This is a genomic window from Pseudomonas sp. E141 (genome assembly GCF_052659885.1).
On sequence record NZ_CP084024.1, the window covers coordinates 466826 to 486899 of the forward strand.

The 20074-nt window shown below is 61.8% G+C and carries 21 protein-coding genes; 12 read left to right on the forward strand and 9 right to left on the reverse strand.

Going from position 1 to position 20074, the window contains the following annotated elements; genetic code table 11:
* Nucleotides 1-46 precede the first annotated feature (46 nt).
* A complete protein-coding gene (locus GKKCFE_RS01960; protein ID WP_188252435.1) occupies nucleotides 47-1573 on the forward strand; it encodes a CoA-acylating methylmalonate-semialdehyde dehydrogenase in 1527 nt (508 codons plus the stop codon).
* A gap of 10 nt (nucleotides 1574-1583) precedes the next feature.
* Complete coding sequence (gene mmsB / locus GKKCFE_RS01965) at nucleotides 1584-2471, forward strand: 3-hydroxyisobutyrate dehydrogenase (RefSeq protein ID WP_139051222.1); 888 nt, start codon at nucleotides 1584-1586, stop codon at nucleotides 2469-2471.
* An 88-nt stretch (nucleotides 2472-2559) separates the two neighbouring features.
* Here mmsB and GKKCFE_RS01970 read toward each other — a convergent pair whose 3' ends face one another.
* Nucleotides 2560-2904, reverse strand: coding sequence for a cupin domain-containing protein (locus tag GKKCFE_RS01970; RefSeq protein ID WP_047229527.1), 345 nt, complete (start codon nucleotides 2902-2904; stop codon nucleotides 2560-2562).
* Between the two features lie 97 nt (nucleotides 2905-3001).
* Nucleotides 3002-3886 carry a LysR substrate-binding domain-containing protein gene (locus GKKCFE_RS01975; protein WP_445577431.1) on the reverse strand — a complete coding sequence of 295 codons (885 nt, stop codon included), beginning with the start codon at nucleotides 3884-3886 and terminating at the stop codon, nucleotides 3002-3004.
* Nucleotides 3887-4103: 217 nt separating this feature from the next.
* On the opposite strand from GKKCFE_RS01975, the gene GKKCFE_RS01980 reads away from it, so the two are divergent.
* On the forward strand, nucleotides 4104-4868 hold the full coding sequence (locus tag GKKCFE_RS01980; RefSeq protein WP_047229529.1) for a sulfite exporter TauE/SafE family protein: 765 nt from the start codon (nucleotides 4104-4106) through the stop codon (nucleotides 4866-4868).
* Here the strand turns inward: GKKCFE_RS01980 and GKKCFE_RS01985 are convergent.
* Complete coding sequence (locus tag GKKCFE_RS01985; protein ID WP_047229530.1) at nucleotides 4858-5172, reverse strand: putative quinol monooxygenase; 315 nt, start codon at nucleotides 5170-5172, stop codon at nucleotides 4858-4860. The genes GKKCFE_RS01980 and GKKCFE_RS01985 overlap by 11 nt on opposite strands.
* 196 nt (nucleotides 5173-5368) lie before the next feature.
* Between GKKCFE_RS01985 and GKKCFE_RS01990 the strand changes: the two genes are divergently transcribed.
* Nucleotides 5369-5959, forward strand: a complete 591-nt coding sequence (locus GKKCFE_RS01990) for an NAD(P)H-dependent oxidoreductase (RefSeq protein ID WP_047229531.1) — start codon at nucleotides 5369-5371, stop codon at nucleotides 5957-5959.
* 109 nt (nucleotides 5960-6068) lie between these two features.
* The gene (locus GKKCFE_RS01995; protein ID WP_047229532.1) at nucleotides 6069-6980 is read left to right on the forward strand and encodes a LysR family transcriptional regulator; all 912 of its coding nucleotides are present in this window, start codon (nucleotides 6069-6071) and stop codon (nucleotides 6978-6980) included.
* Between the two features lie 93 nt (nucleotides 6981-7073).
* Here GKKCFE_RS01995 and GKKCFE_RS02000 read toward each other — a convergent pair whose 3' ends face one another.
* Nucleotides 7074-7553, reverse strand: a complete 480-nt coding sequence (locus tag GKKCFE_RS02000) for an Lrp/AsnC family transcriptional regulator (RefSeq protein WP_047229533.1) — start codon at nucleotides 7551-7553, stop codon at nucleotides 7074-7076.
* 415 nt (nucleotides 7554-7968) lie between these two features.
* On the opposite strand from GKKCFE_RS02000, the gene GKKCFE_RS02005 reads away from it, so the two are divergent.
* Nucleotides 7969-8949 carry a DUF6515 family protein gene (locus tag GKKCFE_RS02005; protein ID WP_445577432.1) on the forward strand — a complete coding sequence of 327 codons (981 nt, stop codon included), beginning with the start codon at nucleotides 7969-7971 and terminating at the stop codon, nucleotides 8947-8949.
* A gap of 135 nt (nucleotides 8950-9084) precedes the next feature.
* Here the strand turns inward: GKKCFE_RS02005 and GKKCFE_RS02010 are convergent, their stop codons facing one another.
* Nucleotides 9085-9978: a cation diffusion facilitator family transporter gene (locus GKKCFE_RS02010; RefSeq protein WP_047229535.1), complete on the reverse strand. Its 894-nt coding sequence runs from the start codon at nucleotides 9976-9978 to the stop codon at nucleotides 9085-9087.
* Nucleotides 9979-10006: 28 nt separating this feature from the next.
* Entirely contained in the window at nucleotides 10007-10426 is a 420-nt protein-coding gene (locus tag GKKCFE_RS02015) for a hypothetical protein (protein ID WP_047229536.1), read from the reverse strand.
* 95 nt (nucleotides 10427-10521) lie between these two features.
* Between GKKCFE_RS02015 and hrpB the strand changes: the two genes are divergently transcribed.
* From hrpB to GKKCFE_RS02030, 3 genes are all read left to right on the forward strand, one after another.
* A complete protein-coding gene (gene hrpB / locus GKKCFE_RS02020; protein ID WP_445577433.1) occupies nucleotides 10522-13038 on the forward strand; it encodes an ATP-dependent helicase HrpB in 2517 nt (838 codons plus the stop codon).
* A gap of 110 nt (nucleotides 13039-13148) precedes the next feature.
* Nucleotides 13149-14201 (forward strand): LacI family DNA-binding transcriptional regulator, encoded by a 1053-nt coding sequence (locus GKKCFE_RS02025; protein ID WP_047229538.1) that lies wholly within the window; start codon nucleotides 13149-13151, stop codon nucleotides 14199-14201.
* Nucleotides 14202-14363: 162 nt separating this feature from the next.
* A complete protein-coding gene (locus GKKCFE_RS02030; RefSeq protein WP_173407412.1) occupies nucleotides 14364-15521 on the forward strand; it encodes an L-talarate/galactarate dehydratase in 1158 nt (385 codons plus the stop codon).
* 59 nt (nucleotides 15522-15580) lie between these two features.
* Here GKKCFE_RS02030 and GKKCFE_RS02035 read toward each other — a convergent pair whose 3' ends face one another.
* Together GKKCFE_RS02035 and GKKCFE_RS02040 are read right to left on the reverse strand one after the other, a co-directional pair.
* Nucleotides 15581-16660 carry an endonuclease/exonuclease/phosphatase family protein gene (locus GKKCFE_RS02035; RefSeq protein WP_047229540.1) on the reverse strand — a complete coding sequence of 360 codons (1080 nt, stop codon included), beginning with the start codon at nucleotides 16658-16660 and terminating at the stop codon, nucleotides 15581-15583.
* Nucleotides 16661-16751: 91 nt separating this feature from the next.
* Entirely contained in the window at nucleotides 16752-17414 is a 663-nt protein-coding gene (locus GKKCFE_RS02040; protein WP_076386444.1) for a hypothetical protein, read from the reverse strand.
* Nucleotides 17415-17592: 178 nt separating this feature from the next.
* Here GKKCFE_RS02040 and GKKCFE_RS02045 point away from each other — a divergent pair, with 178 nt between their 5' ends.
* The 3 genes from GKKCFE_RS02045 to GKKCFE_RS02055 all read left to right on the forward strand — a co-directional run bounded on the left by GKKCFE_RS02045 (nucleotide 17593) and on the right by GKKCFE_RS02055 (nucleotide 19593).
* A complete protein-coding gene (locus tag GKKCFE_RS02045) occupies nucleotides 17593-18354 on the forward strand; it encodes a DUF2076 domain-containing protein (protein ID WP_445577434.1) in 762 nt (253 codons plus the stop codon).
* A gap of 125 nt (nucleotides 18355-18479) precedes the next feature.
* On the forward strand, nucleotides 18480-18959 hold the full coding sequence (locus GKKCFE_RS02050; RefSeq protein ID WP_003185707.1) for a LabA-like NYN domain-containing protein: 480 nt from the start codon (nucleotides 18480-18482) through the stop codon (nucleotides 18957-18959).
* 22 nt (nucleotides 18960-18981) lie between these two features.
* Nucleotides 18982-19593, forward strand: coding sequence for a 3'-5' exonuclease (locus GKKCFE_RS02055; RefSeq protein WP_445577435.1), 612 nt, complete (start codon nucleotides 18982-18984; stop codon nucleotides 19591-19593).
* Nucleotides 19594-19616: 23 nt separating this feature from the next.
* Here the strand turns inward: GKKCFE_RS02055 and GKKCFE_RS02060 are convergent, their stop codons facing one another.
* Entirely contained in the window at nucleotides 19617-20069 is a 453-nt protein-coding gene (locus GKKCFE_RS02060) for an Lrp/AsnC family transcriptional regulator (protein WP_047229544.1), read from the reverse strand.
* Nucleotides 20070-20074: the final 5 nt, after the last annotated feature.

A 20074-nucleotide genomic window follows, 5' to 3' on the forward strand; every position in this document is an offset into this window, starting at 1 on the left:
TGTGCTGAACCAGCGCGCTCTATAAGAACAAGTCCCGGAGGCCAGCATGAACGTTTCCCTTACGCCCAGCGACACTGCCCTGCAAACCGTAAAATTGTTGATCGACGGCGAGTGGGTTGAATCCCAGTCCAGCGAATGGCACGACATCGTCAACCCGGCCACCCAGCAGGTACTGGCGAAAGTCCCGTTCGCCACGGCGTCGGAAGTCGATGCCGCCATTGCCGCCGCCCAGCGTGCTTTCCAGACCTGGAAGCTGACCCCCATCGGTGCGCGGATGCGCATCATGCTCAAGCTCCAGGCGCTGATTCGCGAGCACTCCAAACGCATCGCCGCCGTACTGAGCGCCGAGCAGGGCAAGACTATCGCTGATGCCGAGGGCGATATTTTCCGTGGCCTGGAAGTGGTCGAACACGCCTGTTCCATCGGCACCCTGCAAATGGGCGAGTTTGCCGAGAACGTTGCCGGCGGCGTCGATACCTACACGTTGCGCCAACCGATTGGTGTGTGCGCGGGCATTACCCCGTTCAATTTCCCGGCGATGATTCCGCTGTGGATGTTCCCGATGGCCATCGCCTGCGGTAACACCTTCGTGCTCAAACCGTCGGAGCAGGACCCGCTGTCGACCATGCTGCTGGTGGAGCTGGCCATCGAGGCTGGCGTGCCGGCGGGCGTGCTCAACGTGGTACATGGCGGCAAGGATGTGGTGGATGCCCTCTGCACCCACAAGGACATCAAGGCGGTTTCCTTTGTCGGCTCAACGGCGGTCGGCACCCACGTGTATGACCTGGCGGGTCGGCATGGCAAGCGCGTGCAGTCGATGATGGGCGCCAAGAACCATGCGGTGGTGTTGCCTGATGCCAATCGCGAACAGACCCTCAATGCTTTGGTCGGCGCCGGTTTCGGGGCGGCGGGCCAGCGTTGCATGGCCACTTCGGTGGTGGTCATGGTGGGCGCGGCCAAGCAATGGCTGCCCGAGCTCAAGGCCTTGGCGCAGAAGCTCAAGGTCAACGCCGGCAGTGAGCCGGGCACGGATGTCGGCCCGGTCATTTCCAAGCGGGCCAAGGCGCGGATTCTTGAATTGATCGAGAGTGGCGTACAGGAAGGGGCCAAGCTGGAACTTGATGGCCGTGACATCAGCGTGCCGGGTTTCGAGCAAGGCAACTTCGTCGGCCCGACCCTGTTTTCCGGCGTGACTACCAAGATGCGTATTTACACCGAAGAAATCTTTGGTCCGGTGTTGGTGGTGCTGGAAGTCGACACCCTTGATCAGGCAATCGCCCTGGTCAATGCCAACCCGTTTGGCAACGGCACCGGCCTGTTCACGCAAAGCGGGGCGGCGGCGCGTAAATTCCAGAGCGAAATCGACGTCGGCCAGGTGGGGATCAACATCCCGATTCCGGTACCGGTGCCGTTTTTCAGCTTCACCGGCTCCCGTGGTTCGAAGCTTGGCGACCTGGGCCCCTACGGCAAACAAGTGGTGCAGTTCTACACTCAGACCAAGACCGTTACCGCACGCTGGTTCGATGATGACAGCGTCAATGACGGTGTGAACACCACCATCAATCTGCGTTAAGGAGCCGGACATGAAGATCGCATTTATCGGTCTGGGCAACATGGGCGCCCCCATGGCGCGCAATCTGCTCAAGGCCGGCCACTCGCTGAACCTGTTCGACCTGAACCAGACGGTGCTGGCTGAACTGGCCACATTGGGCGGCACCATCAGCGCCTCACCTCGCGATGCGGCCCAGGGCGTGGCCCTGGTGATCACCATGTTGCCGGCTGCTGCCCATGTACGCAGCGTCTGGCTGGGTGAAGACGGTGTACTGGCCGGCATCGCCGCCGGTACGCCCGCGGTGGATTGCAGCACCATCGACCCGCAGACCGCTCGCGATGTTGCCGCCGCAGCCGCCAAACAAGGCGTAGCAATGGCCGACGCGCCAGTCTCCGGCGGCACCGGTGGCGCAGCGGCCGGCACGTTGACCTTCATGGTGGGTGCCACTGCTGAATTGTTCGCCACCCTGCAACCGGTGCTGGCGCAGATGGGCCGTAATATCGTGCATTGCGGCGACGTCGGCACCGGGCAGATCGCCAAGATCTGCAACAACCTGCTGTTGGGGATTTCCATGGTAGGCGTCAGCGAAGCCATGGCCCTGGGCGATGCCCTGGGGATCGATACGCAGGTACTGGCCGGGATCATCAACAGCTCAACAGGCCGTTGCTGGAGTTCGGACACCTACAACCCGTGGCCTGGCGTGATCGAAACAGCACCGGCGTCCCGTGGCTACACCGGGGGCTTTGGTGCCGAGCTGATGCTCAAGGACCTGGGCCTGGCTACCGAAGCGGCGCGGCAGGTTCATCAGCCGGTGGTGCTAGGCGCGGTTGCGCAGCAGTTGTACCAGGCGATGAGTCAGCGGGGCGAGGGCGGCAAGGATTTTTCGGCGATTGTTAACAGCTATCGCAAGCCGCAATAAGAGCTGGGGCACCGACGCCACAGAGCCTGTGCAATTTGGAAAGCTGTTTTCCGAGAGACCATGTCGGGTGGTCTCTCGGTTTTTTGTTTCAGGCAAAGACGAAATATTTACGCACGGTCTCGACCACTTCCCACGTGCCTTTCATGCCCGGCTCGATGACGAAGATGTCACCGGCCCGCAGATGGATCGGCTCCATGCCATCGGGGGTGATGATGCAGTAGCCTTCCTGGAAATGGCAGTACTCCCACTTCACATAGTCGACGCGCCACTTGCCCGGTGTACAGATCCAGGTGCCCATGATCTTGCTGCCGTCTTCGCTGGTGTAGGCGTTGAGGTTGACGGTGTGCGGATCGCCTTCGAGTTTTTCCCATTTGCAGGCATCGAGTACGGGCAGCGGATGGGTATCGCGCAGGACGGTGATGGGGGCGGTCATGTGAACTCCGAAAGGGACAGAAGAGAGCAGGCACCCTAACGCGCGACATGATCGGGCAGATGCCTGTGCTCGACACCGGCCTATCCAGAAGCGCGCATCAGCGAGCGGTCAGGTGCGTGGCAAGGGCTTTGGCGTAGGCGGGCAAGTTGTCGAAGCGGCGGGCGCACAGCCGCAGTGAGCGTTGAGCCCAGGCCTCTTGCAGCGAGACCCATTGCCAGGAAGATTCGGGCGGGCGCCGCGCGATCGCGGCCTTTGGCACGATGGCAATGCCCGCACCATGAGCGACCATGCGAATCACGCCATCAAAACCGTCGGCGCGAATGCGAATGTGCATGCGTCGTCCGCTGTGCAGCGCCTGTTCTTCGAGGTAGATCGCCAGCGCACTGGACGCGTTCAGGCCTACATAATCATGCCCGAGGGTCTCATTGAAACTCAGCAGGCGACCGTCAGCCAGGGGATGTTCCGAGGGCAGGATCAATACCAGCGGATCATCGCGAAAGGGGCGGGTTTCAAGGCCGGCGGTGTCCACCGCGTCGGAGATGATACCCAGGTCCGCCGCACCCTGACGCAGTGCATGGGTGATCCGTGAGCTGGGCAATTCCTGCAGATCGATGTCGAGGTTGGAATGGGCCTTGAGAAACTCGGCCAGCAATTCCGGCAGGTATTCGGTCATGGCGCTGGTGTTGCACAACAACCGCACCCGGCCTTTGACGCCGCGGGCGTATTCGCCGAGGTCCTGTTGCAGGTGTTCGGCATGTTGCAGCAACACCCGGGCATGTTGCGCCAGTGCCTGGCCGGCCGATGTGGGTGTTACACCGCGCCGCCCGAGTTCGAGCAACTCGATCCCCAGGGAGGCCTCCATGGCCCGGACCCGGGCACTGGCCGCTGCCAGGGACAGATGGCTGCGGGCAGCGCCGGCAGTGATGTTGCCGGTGTCGAGGATGTGCAGGTAGAGGCGCAGGTCGGTGAGGTCGAAGTGCATGGGGGATGTGATCCTGTGCCGGGTTCTGGGGTGTCTGGAACATTGTCATCGCGAGCAGGCTCGCTCCCACGAGAACAATGCAGGATCCAAGGTGGGAGCGAGCCTGCTCGCGATGGCGTCTACAGCCTCAGCAAATTCTTCAGCCTCTTGCTCGGCCAGAGGCTGTCTCAGTATATGGCAGATTTAAAACCCGACCGCCAGGGCCCACGATAGCCCCATGAACACACTCATGGCTTTCTATCAAAATCTTGGCCCTGCCCTTTCTTTGCTGGTCATAGGCACTTTCCTGCTGGCCGGCACCATCAAGGGTGTGATCGGCCTCGGCCTGCCGACCATTTCCATGGGCCTGCTCGGCCTGGCTATGGCTCCGACACAGGCTGCGGCGTTGCTCGTCATCCCGGCCACGCTGACCAATATCTGGCAACTGACCTTTGGTGGTCATCTGCAAACCCTGATCAGGCGCTTGTGGCCACTGTTGCTGGCGATTTGCATCGGCACCGCTCTGGGCACGTTGTGGTTCGATACGGTGGGGGGACCTTGGGCGGTGCGAGCATTGGGTGGCGCGTTATTGCTGTACGCGCTGAGCGGGCTGTTGCTGCCGACATTGCGGGTCGCTGCCAGTGTTGAGCCGTGGGCAGCGCCGTTGTGCGGTCTGCTCACTGGCCTCATCACTTGTGCGACGGGTGTGTTCGTCATCCCGGCGGTGCCGTACCTGCAAGCGTTGGGCTTGAGCAAGGACGAACTGGTGCAGGCGTTGGGGTTGTCATTCACGGTTTCGACACTGGCCCTGGCGGCCGGCCTGCTGTGGCGCGGCGCCTTGGGCGGTGGCGAATTAAGTGCTTCGGTGCTGGCCCTGGCGCCAGCGCTGTTGGGGATGTGGCTGGGGCAATGGCTGCGTCAGCGCATCAGCGCCGTGCTGTTCAGGCGGGTATTTTTCATTGGCCTCGCTGTGCTCGGCGGCCATTTGCTGATCAGCGGCTAGCCGAGGACGGGCTGAGCATGTCGACGCGGCGGATCTCGAAATCGCGCTCCAGGTATTCCATGCGCTGCTCAAAAAACTGCTTCATGTGCGGCAGGTTCGAATGCACGTCCAGATGAGCCTGGGATTGCCAGATTTCATAGAAGATAAACAGGGTCGGGTCTTGCCGGTCTCGCAGCATGTGATATTCGATGCAACCGGGTTCGGCACGGCTCGGTTCCACGTAGGCACGAAACAGCGTTTCGAAGGCTTCGGCTTTTTCCGGACGGGTCTTGGCGTGCAGGATGAAACCGTGCAATTCGCTCATCGGAGAGGCTCCTGAATAAAAGTATGCGAATGCTACGGCAAGAATTGGCTACCTATTCGTGCGTATAGATCAAATCAGTTTTGCCGTTGCAGTGCTTACTCCGCCGCAAGCTCATCGGTACTCTGCCGCCATCATTTTCAATCTTTCCATTGGGTGACCGTTCAACCGTGTCCCCTGGAATCCGATGAGGCTCTCCATGAAAAAAGTCCTGCTGCTCAACGGTGGTAAACAATTCGCTCACTCCGACGGTCGCTATAACGCCACCCTCCATGATGCGGCGGTCAGCGTGTTGGACCGTGGCGGGTTCGATGTGAAAACCACGTTCATCGACGGTGGTTACGACATCAAGGAAGAAGTTGCCAAATTCCTCTGGGCCGACGTGATCATTTACCAGATGCCAGGCTGGTGGATGGGCGCGCCGTGGACCGTCAAGAAATACGTCGATGAGGTCTTCACCGAAGGCCATGGCAGCCTCTATGCCAGCGACGGCCGCACCCGCTCCGATGCTTCGCAGAAATACGGCAGCGGTGGCTTGTTACAGGGCAAGCAATACATGTTGTCGTTGACCTGGAACGCCCCGCAGCAAGCCTTCGATGACCCGACCGACTTCTTTGAAGCCAAGGGTGTGGACGCTGTGTACTTCCCGTTCCACAAGGCCAACCAGTTCCTGGGCATGAGCGGATTGCCAACCTTCCTGTCTGTGGACGTGATGAAACGCCCGAATATCGAGGCCGATGTGGCGCGTTATGAGCAGCACTTGATTGAGGTGTTCGGCCTGAAGGCGTGACCTTTCTTTTGTCACGTATCCCGATACTATCCTGGGGCTCGGGCCCGCTTTGCGGCCCGGCGGGGATAGATTCCCTCGCCACAAGAGAGCGCAGTCGACAGGGGGATACGTGAAAGCCAGATCCGACGAATTGCAGATTTTCGTCTGCGTGATCGAGTGCGGGTCGATATCCGCCGCCGCCGAGCAGGTCGGGCAGACGCCGTCTGCGGTCAGTCGCACCTTGTCGCGCCTGGAAGCCAAGCTCGATACCACGCTGATCAACCGCACCACGCGGCGCATGGACCTGACCGAAGAGGGCAAGTATTTCTTCGAGCAGGCCAAGGGCATTCTCGACCAGATGGATGAGCTGGAGGAGCGCCTGTCGTCTCGCCAGAAAAACCCGGCGGGGCGGTTGCGGATCAATGCGGCTTCGCCTTTCATGTTGCACGCTATCGTGCCGCATATCGAAGAGTTCCGCGGGCTCTACCCGGATATCCAGCTCGAACTCAACAGCAACGACCTGATCATCGATTTGCTCGAGCAAAGTACCGACATAGCGATCCGCATCGGCACCCTCAGCGACTCGACGCTACATGCCCGATCCCTGGGGTGCAGTCCGCTGCATATCCTGGCCAGCCCGGCCTATCTGAAGCAGCACGGTACACCTGCCACTGTCGCCGAACTGGCCCGGCATGCACTGTTGGGGTTTGCCCAGAATGAGGGCCTCAATCAGTGGCCGCTGCGTCACGAGCACGGTGATCGTTGGCCGATCCAGCCTGCCATCAGCGCGTCCAGTGGCGAAACCGTGCGTCACTTGGCGCTGCAAGGGCAGGGCATAGCGTGCCTGTCGGACTTCATGACCCGTGAAGACATCCGTGCCGGCCGGCTCAAGGTGCTGCTGGCCGATGCCAACAGCGGATATCGCCAACCGATCAACGCGGTGTATTACCGCAACTCCCAACTGGCCCTGAGGATCCAGTGCTTTCTGGACTTTATCCAGGGCAAGCTCGCCGAATACGCCTCGCGGGAATTCAAAGGCTGATTCGTGGCTTCAAGGCGAGTGTGGTTTGGGTTCGGGGGCTGGCCGATGCGCGCGTACGTCGGTGAGCGGCTGTGAAGCGGCGCTCGTTTGTCGTCAGCCGCGCAGATGAGTCAGCGGCAGTTCGGTGCTGTTGAGCACCTGGTTCAACACGAAGCTGGACCGCACACTGGTGACCCCGTCAATCCGGGTCAGATGCCCCAGCAGCAGTTTCTGATAATGGTCCATGTCCGGCACCACGACCTTGAGCTGGTAATCCGCATCCATGCCGGTCACCAGGCTGCATTCCAACACCTGGGGCAAATTGCGGATGGCGGCTTCGAAGTTCTCGAAACGTTCAGGGGTGTGGCGGTCCATGCCGATGAGCACGTAGGCCGTCAGGCTCAGGCCGAGCATTTTGCGGTCGAGCAGGGCGACCTGACGGGTAATGTAGCCGTCGTCTTCCAATTGCTTGACCCGCCGCGAGCAGGGGGACGGCGACAGGCCGATGCGTTCGGCCAGCTCCTGATTGGAGATGCGCGCGTCGCGCTGCAATTCCGCCAGAATGCTCAGGTCGTAACGGTCGAGTTTGCTCATTGGTCGGGCCTTTGTCTGGATAATTGCTGGATATTATCTATCGCGGGTAAAAAATTGCGCAAGTGATGTTTATTTACGCAATCTTCGCAATCATTCGTCGGTGCTCCGAGCCTATTCTTATCACCAAGATCACTGCTCGGACAAACAGTCCAGTGCGGCCCGCCTAATCCGGCCGGCCGCGGTCGCAGCACCCACCGGTGTCTGGCAGACCCCCGAGCTGCACACTGTCCAGAAGACGGCGTGAGGTGAGCCGACGTCAAAAGCGTCGCGCACGGACGAAGTTCTCAAGGGGAGGCCGACGGGCCTCCCTTTTTTATGCCTGCGAAATAATGGCGGCGACTGATAATCTGTCGCAGAACCGGCCTAGGCTTTTCCAGTCTCATTCATCAGGCCCTGAACCGTTGTGAGGAATTTCATGAAGTCGCGCATCTGGCGTTTGGCAGGTGTTGGTCTGTTGTGGGCAAGTGTCAGTGCGCAGGGAGTGGCCGACGATCAGCAAAATCGTGGCGGCCCGGACGGGCGAGGTGGCAATGGCCAGGGTTATTCAGGCCAACCCCGGCCACAGAGCAACGAGATCATTCGCGGCGACAACAGCCGCCAGTTTGAGGTCCAGCCTCACGCTCAAGGCGGCCAGCCCTACAACCGCCCGCCGCAAGACCCCAATGGTCGTCCGCCGCAGCCACCGGGTAACAGCCTGCCGATCCAGGGCCGCCCCGACAGCGTGACCCAGACTCAGGAGCCGAGGCCGGGTTACTACCGCGATATTCCGCGCCGCAGTGATGGTTATCCGAGCGGTGGGCCACGCCCCAGCCATGACCCTCGCCCTGATCAGCACTGGTCCGGTCGGCCGGAGGGTCATGGCAACGGCTGGGGGCCGGGGCCGCAATATCGTCCTGGGTATGTAATCGATCGTTTTCCGGATCGTCACTACCGCGTGCCTTACCGTGGCCATGACTATTTTTATTCGGGCGGTTACTGGTATCGCCCCCAAGGGCCGCGCTATATCGTGGTTGAGCCGCCGCGCGGAATCCGTACCCGTTATCTGCCCGATTATGCCCGGGAAGTCTGGATCGGCGGTTCGCTGTTTTTCCTCGCCGCCGGTGCCTATTACATCTACGAAGCCAACACCCGGGACTACGTCGTCGTTGACGCGCCGGTGAGCAACCCGCAACCCCAGCCCCAAGGCAACAGCTACGATGTGGTGGCTTATCCAGCCAACGGCCAGTCTCCCGAGCAGGTCAATCAGGATGGCTACGAATGCTATCGCTGGGCGGTGCAGCAGAGCGGTTTCGATCCGCGCAACTACACCTACCCACCCGCGCCGCAAGTGGTGCAGACCTATCGCCAAGCCCAGGGGAGTTGCTTGAGCAGTCGTGGGTATCAGGTGACGTACTGATCACTCGAAAGAAAAACACTCCCCTGTGGCGAGGGAGCTTGCTCCCGCTCGGTTGCGCAGCGACCGTAAAATCTTGGGCCTGCTGCGCAGGCCAGCGGGAGCAAGCTCCCTCGCCACGGGGTTCTGTGTTCGGCGTCAGGCGCTGGTGCGCTTCACCACTTCCGACGGATCGGCATGCACCAACACTTCCGCCTTCGGATAGGCGCGGTGTATGGCATCGGCGGCCTGGTCGCTGATGCCGTGGGCTACTGACAGGGTCAGTTCTCCCGGCAGTTCCAGATGCAGTTGCACGAACCAATGGTTACCTGAGATCCGCGTGCGCAGATCGTGGGCACCCAGTACCCCGGGCACCGCGCAGGCCAGTTCCAGCATGCGCTGGCTGACGTCGGGCGGCAGTTCCTCATCCATCAATACCGCGAAGCTTTCCCGGGCGATCTGGATCGCGCTCCACAGGATGTAGACGGCGATGCCCAGGCCGAACCAGGCATCCAGTTGATGCCAGCCCAACCCGGCCAGCACCAGGGCGACCAGGATGCTGCCGTTGAGCAACAGATCCGAGCGATAGTGCAGCGAGTCAGCGCGCACGGCGTTGGAGCCGGTGGCGCGGACGACCCGATGTTGCAGCGCCAACAAGGCCAGGGTCAGCCCCAGGGAGAATACGATCACGCCGACACTGAGCCAGGCCGCTTCCACCGGGACCGGGTTTTTCAGACGCTCAAACGCCTGTAGCGCAATCAACACGGCACTGCCGCCGATGAACAATGCCTGGGCCATGCCGGCCAGGGACTCGGCTTTGCCGTGGCCGTAACGATGGTCCTCGTCGGCGGGGCGCAATGCGTAATGCACCGCCAGCAGGTTGAGCAGCGACGTGACGCCGTCCAGCGCCGAGTCGGTCAGGCCGGCGAGCATGCTCACCGAGCCGCTCAGCCACCAGGCCAGTGCCTTGGCAATGACCAGAATAAGCGCCACGGCCACCGAAGCACGGGTGGCCAGACGCAGCAGACGGGCATGTTCGGTGCTGGTGGTCATGGCGCGGTCGTTCCTTCAATAGCGCCCATCACGCGGCCGGTTTAAGCCCGAGGGCGGCCAGTTGCTGGGCGTTGCCCTTGCTTTGGATCAAACGTGGGTCGTCCAGGGGGAAACTGCGGCCCAGTTCGCTCTCCAAAATCGCTTGCAGCTTTTGGTTGTTGACGCTGCCGTCGGCGTTGATCGCCGGCTTGAGTTTTTCTGGCTCGATCTGGACGCTTCTGCCGGGCTCGAAATAAATCGCCCCGGTGGCGAAGTCCACGGCGAACGCGATCAGGCCGGGGATGATATAGAACAGCAGGCCGACGGCGTCCAGCGCGGCAATCGCCGGGTCGATCTTGCCGTCGATCTGGCCGCGACGGTCGGGGTAGAAGATCGAGCCGCAGGCGCTGATCTGGGTCAGCAGGGAGGCGACCAGAACGCCGCCGATCACGCGAAAGGGAATACGCATAGCAATCTCCTGAGCAGGTAAAGGCGTTGCTGGTTGGAGTCCAGACCACGCTAAACAGTTCGCCGTTATACTCGGCCCTCTGTTTTGGAGCCAGCATGATTTCTTTGCCGATTGATGAAGTTTTACCTGCCCTGCGTCAAGCCTTGGCGTCGCGTCACGAAGCCGTGCTCGAAGCGCCGCCCGGCGCTGGTAAAACCACCCGCGTCCCCTTGGCCCTGTTGAATGAGTCCTGGCTGGCCGGGCAGACGATTCTGATGCTTGAGCCCCGGCGCCTGGCGGCACGGGCGGCGGCCGAGCGACTGGCCAGCGAGCTGGGGGAAAAGGTCGGTGAAACCGTCGGCTACCGAATTCGTCTCGACAGCAAGGTGGGCCCCAAGACCCGCATTGAAGTGGTCACCGAAGGCATCCTCACCCGCCGCTTGCAGGACGACCCGGCGCTGGAGGGCGTGGGGCTGCTGATTTTTGATGAGTTCCACGAACGCAGTCTCGACGCCGACCTGGCCCTGGCCTTGAGTCTCAATGGCCGCGAGCTGTTTCGCGACGACCAGCCGCTGAAAATCCTGCTGATGTCCGCGACGCTGGAAGGCGAGCGTCTGGCCGGGTTGTTGGACGACGCGCCGATCCTGCGCAGTGAAGGGCGCATGTTCCCGGTGACGGTGCGCTGGGGCCGGCCGTTCCAGCCCGGCGAGTTCATCGAGCCGCGCCTGGTGCAGACCGTGCTCGAAGCGCTGCACGATGAAACCGGCAGCGTGCTGGTGTTCTTGCCTGGGCAAGCGGAGATCCGCCGGGTTCATCAGCAACTGGCCGATGCCTTGGGTGAAGGCGGTAATGTGCTGCTCTGTCCATTGCATGGCGAGCTGGACCTCGCCGCCCAACGCGCGGCCATCGACCCGGCGCCGCCCGGCCAGCGCAAAGTGGTGCTGGCCACCAACATCGCCGAAACCAGCCTGACCATCAATGGCGTGCGGGTGGTGATCGATGCCGGATTGGCGCGAGTGCCACGTTTCGATCCGGGCAGCGGCATGACCCGCCTCGACACCCAGCGGATTTCCCGGGCCAGCGCCACTCAGCGGGCCGGGCGGGCCGGGCGTCTGGAGCCGGGGGTGTGCTATCGGTTGTGGTCCGAAGACCAGCACGAACAACTGGCCGCTTATGGCAGCGCAGAGATTCTTTCGGCGGACCTGGCCGGGCTGGCTCTGCAATTGGGGCGTTGGGGCGTGACGCCGCAGCAATTGGTCTGGCTCGACATCCCGCCCACCGCCGCTTATGCCCAGGCGCAGGAGCTGCTGCAACGCCTGGGCGCGCTGGACGGCGAGCAACTGACCCGTCATGGCCAAGCCATGGCCGAACTGCCGGCTCACCCGCGCATCGCGCATTTGTTGCTGCGCGGGCAGTCGCTGGGGCTGGCGGACATGGCGTGCAACGTCGCGGCGCTGTTGGGTGAGCGAGACATTCTGCGTGGCGCCGGGGCGGACCTGCACACGCGCCTGGCGTTGCTGTCCGGTGAAGAGCGGGCGGCCCGTGGCGCCCAGGGCGGGGTACAGCGGGCGCGGCAACTGGCCCGGCAATATCGCGGTTACCTGCGGGGCAAAGCCGAAGACGCCGTCGCCGACCCCGAACATCCGCGCTGGCTGGGCGCTTTACTGGCGTTGGCCTACCCGGATCGCGTCGCTCAACAGCGGCGGCCCGGCGGGGCGGAGTATCGCCTGGCCAACGGCCGTGCAGCGTTGTTTGCCGAAGCGGACAGCCTGATGAAACAGCCGTGGCTGGTGATCGCCGACCTGGGCAGCCGACAGGGGCAGCGGGAAGAGCGAATCTACCTGGCGACGGATTTCGAGCCGGCGCTGTTTGATTCGGTGTTGGCCGAACAGGTGCGTACGGTGGATCAACTGGATTGGGACGAGCGTGAAGGCGTGCTGCGGGCCGAGCGCCAGCGCAAGGTCGGCGAACTGGTGCTCAGCCGTGAGCCACTGACCGGGCTGGATGAGTCGGCGCGCAGCCAGGCGCTGGTGAACCTGGTACGGCGCAAGGGTCTGGAGTTGCTGCCCTGGACGCCGGAGCTGCGGCAATGGCAGGCGCGGGTGGCACTGTTGCGCCGGCTCGACCTGGAGGCCAAGGGCGAGAGTGATTGGCCAGATGTCAGCGACGGGGCGCTACTGAACACGCTTGAGCAATGGTTGATGCCGTACCTGGGACGCGTGTCACGCCTCAGCCATTTCGCCAACCTGGACCTGTCGAGTATTGTCCACAACCTGCTGCCCTGGCCCTTGCCGCAGCGGCTGGATGAATGGGCACCCCATCATCTGAGCGTGCCCTCGGGCTCGTCGATTCGCCTGGACTACAGCGAGCACCCGCCGATTCTCGCGGTACGCTTGCAGGAACTGTTCGGCCTGGCCGACACCCCACGCATTGCCGGCGGCCGACAGGTCGTCAAACTGCACCTGTTGTCACCGGCGCGGCGACCGGTGCAGGTGACCCAGGATCTGGCGAATTTCTGGCGCAGCACCTATGCCGAAGTAAAGAAAGACCTCAAGGGACGTTATCCCAAGCATTACTGGCCGGACGATCCGCTGGTGGCCGAAGCCACGGCCCGGATCAAACCCCGCAAGTGATAAACCGCCGGTTTGGCCCGCCAGCATGGCGGCGCAAATGGTAGATTCACCGACCCATCAACTGCTTTATACGCAGTCCCGGTTACTTGGCTTCAGATTCGGAACAGTTCATGGCAAAGAAACCAGCAGCGCCCACCTCCCAGGCACCGATGACCTTGGCCACCAGGGGTTCGAGCCTGACGTTGATCGATGTGGCAAAGATTGCAGGCGTCTCGCCAATGACCGTTTCCAGGGCTTTGCATCGCCCGGAACTGGTGAGCGAGAACACGCGGGAGAAGGTCCGCGAAGCGGTGCGCCAATCGGGCTATGTGCCGAACATGCTGGCGGGTAGCCTGGCGAGCAACAAAAGTCGTCTGGTGGCGATTTTCCTTCCAACCATCGCTAACTCCATTTTTGCAGACACCGTGCAATCGCTGATGGACCGCCTGACCCAAGCGGGCTATCAAACCCTGCTCGGTCTGACCGGCTACAGCGCGGAGCAGGAAGAGAAACTGCTTGAAGCCGTACTCGGTCGTCGTCCGGACGGCATCGTATTGACCGGTACGCTCCATACCGAATCAAGTCGCTTGCGACTCGCCCAGGCGGGAATTCCCGTGGTCGAGGCCTGGGATCTGAGTGAAGACCCTTTGGACATGCTGGTTGGCTTCTCCCATGAAAAAGTCGGGCAAGAGACCGCGCGACATTTGCTTGAAAAGGGTTACCAGCGCTTTTCCGTGGTGACCATCAGCGACCCGCGTGGCCTGCGTCGCTGCAACAGTCTTATCGCCGAGCTGCAGCGCCAGGGCATTGAAGAGGTGCCCATGGAAGTCCTGGCGCCCCCCGCCACGCTGGAGGTGGGGCGCGAGGGGCTGCGGCGGCTGCTGGATCTGCCGGTACGCCCCGACATCGTGGTGTGCAGCTCCGATACCGTGGCTCAAGGTGTGTTGGCGCAAGCCGCCAGCCTTGGCTTGAAGGTGCCCGCTGAGCTGGCCGTCATGGGCTTCGGGGATCTCAGCAGCGCGGCGCAGGTTTACCCGGCGCTGTCGACCGTCAGCGTCGACGGCGGCAGGATTGGCCTGCAAGTGGCTGAAGCACTGCTTGAACGATTCGACAATCCCGGCGCCCATCTCAAACCCGTGCGAATTGACACCGGCTTCACGTTCATCGACCGCGCCAGTACCTGAGCCTGGCAGTGGATTTTCCGGGGATTTACGGGATTGAATGATTGCGCAATCAGTGTAGTATCGAGACAAGAGACCTTCTGAAGCATCGACGAAGGTCTTTTTTATGTCTCGTGATGATTGCGCAATCATCGTCGCCTTCAGAGCCTGTCCAAGGAGAGCCCCATGCTCGTACAACAATCGCTCAAGTCCTCCGATGACGACCGAATCGCCTGGGTTCGTGTCGCTTCGGTCATCCTGCCGCTGGCCAATCCCATCAGTGATGCCAAGGTCCTTACCGGACGGCAAAAACCGATGACTGAAATCGCCATCCTGTTTGCCGAAATCGAGACCGTCGATGGGCATCAGGGCCTGGGTTTCAGTTACTCCAAGCGTGCCGGTGGGCCGGGACAATTCGCTCATGCCAAGGAAATCGCCCCAGCGCTGATCGGGGAAAACCCCAGTGACATTGCCAAACTCTGGACCAAGCTGTGCTGGGCTGGCGCGTCGGTGGGCCGCAGCGGTATGTCGACCCAGGCCATCGGGGCGTTCGACGTGGCGTTGTGGGATCTGAAGGCCAAGCGCGCCAACCTGTCGCTGGCGCGCTTGCTCGGTGCTCAACGTGACTCGGTGCGTTGCTACAACACTTCCGGTGGCTTCCTTCACACCCCGCTTGATCAGTTGATGAAGAACACTGACCTCTCGCGAGAAAAGGGAATTGGCGGCATCAAGTTGAAGGTTGGGCAACCGGATTGCGCCATCGACATTGAACGGGTCAGTGCGGTGCGCAAGCACTTGGGTGACAACTTCCCGTTGATGGTGGATGCCAACCAGCAATGGGATCGCCCGACGGCCCAGCGCATGTGTCGGCAGTTTGAAGCGTACAACCTGATCTGGATTGAAGAGCCGCTGGACTGCTATGACGCTGAAGGCCATGCCGCGTTGGCGCAGCAGTTCGATACACCGATTGCCACGGGTGAAATGCTCACCAGCGTTGCTGAACATGCCGAGTTCATCAAGCAGCGCGGCGCTGATTTCCTGATGCCCGACGCGCCACGCGTAGGCGGCATCACCCCTTACCTGAAGGTCGCATCAATGGCCGAGCAGGCGGGCCTGATGCTGGCTCCCCATTTCGCCATGGAACTGCACGTTCACCTGGCAGCCGCTTATCCGACCGAGCCCTGGGTCGAGCATTTCGAATGGCTTGAGCCGCTGTTCAACGAGCGTCTGGAAACCCGTGACGGTCGGATGCTGGTGCCCACTCGCCCCGGTTTGGGACTGACGCTGAGCGAACAAGTCAAACCCTGGACGGTTCAGGAAGCCGAGACAGGTACTCGACCCTGATCAAGCGTGGGTTACTCGGACCAGCGCCACACTCGTCTGACGGCGAATGTGGCTTGGCGTCACGGCGTGGCCGGCAACAGGAATCGGGCAATCACCGGCAAATGATCGGAGATACGCAAGGTATCGTCCTGCCGCACCCGAGCCTCGACCCGCTTGATCCGAGGGCTGTAGAACAGGTAGTCGACAGTGCGGTCAGGGCCGTTGAGGCCGGGGTCGTTCGGGTAGTGGGTCAGCCAGTGGCTGCGATCGATGCCGCTGGCTTCGTTGTTGGTGGGGATCATCGGGTATTTGTCCCACAGCAGGTGCAGAGGGCTGTCGGCGGAGTAGGGCGTGCGCTGCGCGGCTGGCAGGCGCCGGTATTGGCCCAGGGGTAGCAGATTGAAGTCGCCACCGATCAGCCAGGGTTTGCCTCGCGATTCAAGTTTGTCCAGTACCTTGCTCACGGCCTTGACCTGGTTCGGCAGGGTTTCATCCGGCTGCGTGGCCCGTTCCAGGTGGGTGTTGAGCACGACCAGGTGGCCACCACTGCTCAGCGGCAGGTGACTGACCAACAAAGCGTTTTTCGGCTGGAACTGACGGCTGATGAAATTGGCCCCGGCCACCGGCAACTGCACCCGTTCCGCTTGATCGATGCGGTAACGGCTCAACGTCGCCAACTGCCGGCCGACGCTGCCGAAGATATGCGGGTCGGGGATGAAATCGGCTTTCCAGTCAAAGGCGCTGGTGCTGCACGGATACAGGTCGGTCAATCGTTCCTGCAACAACTTGAGCTGGTTCTGGTAGTCGCTGGCCTTGGCGCCGTCGTCCAGTTCCTGGAGCAACACGACGTCCGGTTGCTCGTCGCGAATGACCCTTGCCACTTCGTCGAGGCTGAAGGCCATGTCTTCGAGGGTCGGGCTTTCATCGTCACCCTGGGCCAGGTCGTGCCAGAACACGTAGCGCTTGCCGGCCAGGAACTGGACGTTCCAGGTCATCACCTTCAAGGCCTGGCCAGGCACGAGCGTTGCGGTGTTGGCGGGGCAACTGACCGGCAGTGCTTCCCGGGATTGTGGGCGCCAGGTCAGGCTATAGATCGACAGGGCGGCCAGGCCGAGAATCAACAACAGGCCCAGCAAGGTGTAGCGCAATAGACGGGTCATGGCTCGACTTAAATGTGCAATACGCAAAAGTGATCCCGAGCATAACCGAGAGCAGTTGCCGAGCCCAAGCCCGTAACCTGCGCAGCAGTCGTCAACGGCTGTCAGGTTTTTCCGCGACCAGCATGAACATCCGGAACAGCACCACGGTGGTGAACAGCTGCAGGAAACTGTGAACGCTGTCGATCAGCAAGGTGATCAACGGGTTCTGGGGCGGCGGGTACACCGACAGGCTGGCGCCCTTGAGCAGCCAGAGCGGGACCATCACGCAAAGAATGCACAACAGGATGCGCCAGAAACTGCCGCGGCTCAGGCGCAGGCTTTCCTTCATTGCTGCCAGCGGAGTCAGGCCGCGCAGCACCAGCAGGTATTCGCCAAAGGCCAGGACCACCATCAGCCAAAGGCCCGGCAGGAAGTACAACGAAATGCCCACCAGAATCAGCAACGTATTGAGTGCGGTCAGCAGGGCAAAGCGTGGCCACAGGGTCAGGGCCGTCGCGAGAAGGTCACGGGGACGGGGCGATTCACCGCGACTGCGGGCGTCGAGAAACAGAATCAGCGCGGCGGTGTAGAGCGGGTATATCAGCAGCCCGACGATCAGGCTGTAGCCGGAAAAACCTTCGGGGCCCACGGCGCTGTCCACGCCTTGTTGCAGCACGGCCTCGAGGATCACCAGCGGCAGGCACAGCTGGGCGATCCGGCCAAGATGGCGTTTGAAGAAATACAAAGAGTCGCGCAGCACGTCAAACGGATTCATGAGTCGGTATCGCAGGTCAAAAAGCGGTCCGACACTTTAACCGATCAGGCGCCTGCACAAGCAAACGTAAACATCAGGTAAAGACCATTGAAACCTCTGTGCCCAGCCCCATTACTGGCTGGCACCGGTCCTGTAGGGCCGGCATGGTTTTTCTACCCGGCAATCTGATGAGGTCGCCATGAACAGCGAAGAACAAACCCTGATCGATGGACTGTTTTCACGGCTGCAACAGGCCGAAAAGGATGCAGTCCCGCGCGATGTCCAGGCCGAGGCGCGGATCAAGGAACATATGACCCGCCAGCCCGCGGCGGGCTATTTCATGACCCAGGCGATTCTGGTGCAAGAGACGGCGCTCAAAAGCCTTGACGAGCAGAACAGGCAACTGACCCAGCAGATCGAGCAGTTGCAAGCGGACCTGCAACAGGCCCGGCAACAGCCTCCAGCGCCCAGCGGTGGTGGTTTTCTCTCGAGTATTTTCGGTGGCAGCTCGCGCGACCCACGGCCAACGTCCGCTCCAGGCGCTTCGCCCGCCAGCGGTGGCGGCTGGCGCGAACCGGCGCGGCCTGGCTTCAATGCGCCACCCCAGCAGAACTACGCCGCGCCGCCCGCTAACTACGGCGCCGCGCAACAGCAGGCTCCAGGGGCCGGCAGCTTCATGAGCGGCGCGCTGAAAACCGCGGCTGGCGTGGCCGGGGGCGTGATGCTGGCCCAGGGCATCAGCAGTCTGTTCCACGGTGCCCAGCAGCCTCAGGAAGTCGTCGAGGTCATCGAGCCAGAGCCGGCCCAACCGGTCAACGACACGGCAAGCAGTGACGGCGGCTGGGGCAATGACTCAAACGTCGCTGGTAACGATGCCTATGGCAACGACCAGGGCGGTTTCGCCGACGCCGACTACAGCGACGATTCATCCTTCTTCGGCGATGACGACTCCTTTGTCTGACCTGCCATTCGTCCGGGGCGCCCAGGTGCCTCGGACCGATTATTCGCGGAACATTCCTCTGGGCTGGCATACTGGGCAACTTTTCGGGCCCGCTCTGCCGGCTTGTGCATTCAAGAGGAAACGCGGTGAAAAAAATCGCAGTGTTCGCCGATGTCCAGAACCTCTACTACACCGTGCGCCAGGCTTATGGTTGCCATTTCAACTACGCGGCCTTGTGGGCCGATGTCAGCAAGCAGGGGCAGATCGTCGAGGCCTACGCGTATGCGATCGATCGCGGCGACAGCAAGCAGCAGCAATTCCAGCAAATCCTGCGCAACCTGGGGTTTGTCGTGAAGCTCAAGCCTTACATCCAGCGCAGCGACGGCTCGGCCAAGGGTGACTGGGACGTGGGCATCACCCTGGACATCATGGACGCCGCTGATCACGTTGACGAAGTGGTGTTGGCCTCCGGTGATGGCGATTTCGACATGCTGCTCGAACGCATCATCAGCAAACACGGGGTCCAGGCGGTGGCTTATGGCGTACCGGGGCTGACGGCCAACTCGCTGATTCGCGCCGCCAGCCGCTACGTGCCGATCGAAGGCGCGTTGCTGCTCAAGAATTGATTTTTACGGAGTTCAGACAGGTTTGGAACGCATCGCAGTCATCGACTTTGAAACCACCGGCATCACGCCGAGCAGCAGTTGCCGGGCCACCGAAATCGCCGTGGTGATTCTCGAACAGGGCCGGATTGTGGATCGCTATCAGAGCCTGATGAACGCCGGTGTGCGCGTGCCTGCGTTCATCGAGCAACTGACCGGCATCAGCAACGCCATGCTGCGCAGCGCCCCGCCGGCGGAAAAGGTGATGAACGAGGTCAGCGAGTTCGTCGGCATCACGCCGCTGCTGGCCCACAACGCCGCATTCGACCAGAAGTTCTGGGATTTCGAGCTGGGCCGGATCAAACGTACCCGCTTGCAGAATTTTGCCTGTTCACTGCTGCTGGCCCGGCGCCTGATGCCGACGGCGCCGAACCACAAGCTCGGCACGCTCAACACCTTCGCCGGCCTGCCCCACACGGGCCAGGCTCACCGGGCCATGGCCGACGCCGAAATGGCCGCCAACCTCACCGCGCACCTGGCGACGCAGCTGCGGCAACAGCACGGGCTGCGGGAGTTGTCCCACGATTTGCTGTGCAGTTTGCAGAAAGTGCCGGCGGCGAAGATCAACGAGCACCTCAAGCGGCATCGCGGGTTCTAAACACACCACAGTTTCGATCAGTGTTACTTCCCGTTACCTTCCAACTGCCCCAACGGCACCCGCTTTTCAATCGCGCTGGACAACACGATCGAGGTCTTGCTGAAGCCAAACTTGGCGATGCGGTTGATCAGCTCTTCCAGTTCTGGCATCGAGCCGACCGCCGCCTGCATGATCACGCACGGGTCGCCCGTCACCCGATGGCATTCGGTCAGTTGCGGGATCCTGCACAGTTCATCGTAAGTCTTCTGGTTGCCGTGCTGGTTCATGCGCAGTTCGATGACGCACTGCACCGGCAAGCCGATTTTCGCCATGTCGACTTTCGCCTGGTAGCCGGTGATCACGCCGCTGGTTTCCAGCTTGCTGACCCGCTCGGCCACGGCCGGGGCCGACAGGTTCACTTTGCGGGCCAGTTCGGCATAGGACGCACGACCGTTTTCCAACAGGGCGCTGAGCAGCATGCGGTCGTATTTATCCACGGTTC

What these genes read in the sequence shown, in the direction of transcription:
- GKKCFE_RS01980 (WP_047229529.1), top strand. Translation starts at nt 4,104, where the DNA reads ATGAACACACTCATGGCTTTCTATCAAAATCTTGGCCCTGCCCTTTCT.
- GKKCFE_RS02035 (WP_047229540.1), bottom strand. Translation starts at nt 16,660, where the DNA reads ATGACCCGTCTATTGCGCTACACCTTGCTGGGCCTGTTGTTGATTCTC.
- GKKCFE_RS02030 (WP_173407412.1), top strand. Translation starts at nt 14,364, where the DNA reads ATGCTCGTACAACAATCGCTCAAGTCCTCCGATGACGACCGAATCGCC.
- GKKCFE_RS02040 (WP_076386444.1), bottom strand. Translation starts at nt 17,414, where the DNA reads ATGAATCCGTTTGACGTGCTGCGCGACTCTTTGTATTTCTTCAAACGC.
- GKKCFE_RS02010 (WP_047229535.1), bottom strand. Translation starts at nt 9,978, where the DNA reads ATGACCACCAGCACCGAACATGCCCGTCTGCTGCGTCTGGCCACCCGT.
- GKKCFE_RS02025 (WP_047229538.1), top strand. Translation starts at nt 13,149, where the DNA reads ATGGCAAAGAAACCAGCAGCGCCCACCTCCCAGGCACCGATGACCTTG.
- GKKCFE_RS02000 (WP_047229533.1), bottom strand. Translation starts at nt 7,553, where the DNA reads ATGAGCAAACTCGACCGTTACGACCTGAGCATTCTGGCGGAATTGCAG.
- GKKCFE_RS01960 (WP_188252435.1), top strand. Translation starts at nt 47, where the DNA reads ATGAACGTTTCCCTTACGCCCAGCGACACTGCCCTGCAAACCGTAAAA.
- mmsB (WP_139051222.1), top strand. Translation starts at nt 1,584, where the DNA reads ATGAAGATCGCATTTATCGGTCTGGGCAACATGGGCGCCCCCATGGCG.
- GKKCFE_RS02005 (WP_445577432.1), top strand. Translation starts at nt 7,969, where the DNA reads ATGAAGTCGCGCATCTGGCGTTTGGCAGGTGTTGGTCTGTTGTGGGCA.
- hrpB (WP_445577433.1), top strand. Translation starts at nt 10,522, where the DNA reads ATGATTTCTTTGCCGATTGATGAAGTTTTACCTGCCCTGCGTCAAGCC.
- GKKCFE_RS02045 (WP_445577434.1), top strand. Translation starts at nt 17,593, where the DNA reads ATGAACAGCGAAGAACAAACCCTGATCGATGGACTGTTTTCACGGCTG.
- GKKCFE_RS01985 (WP_047229530.1), bottom strand. Translation starts at nt 5,172, where the DNA reads ATGAGCGAATTGCACGGTTTCATCCTGCACGCCAAGACCCGTCCGGAA.
- GKKCFE_RS01975 (WP_445577431.1), bottom strand. Translation starts at nt 3,886, where the DNA reads ATGCACTTCGACCTCACCGACCTGCGCCTCTACCTGCACATCCTCGAC.
- GKKCFE_RS01990 (WP_047229531.1), top strand. Translation starts at nt 5,369, where the DNA reads ATGAAAAAAGTCCTGCTGCTCAACGGTGGTAAACAATTCGCTCACTCC.
- GKKCFE_RS02015 (WP_047229536.1), bottom strand. Translation starts at nt 10,426, where the DNA reads ATGCGTATTCCCTTTCGCGTGATCGGCGGCGTTCTGGTCGCCTCCCTG.
- GKKCFE_RS01970 (WP_047229527.1), bottom strand. Translation starts at nt 2,904, where the DNA reads ATGACCGCCCCCATCACCGTCCTGCGCGATACCCATCCGCTGCCCGTA.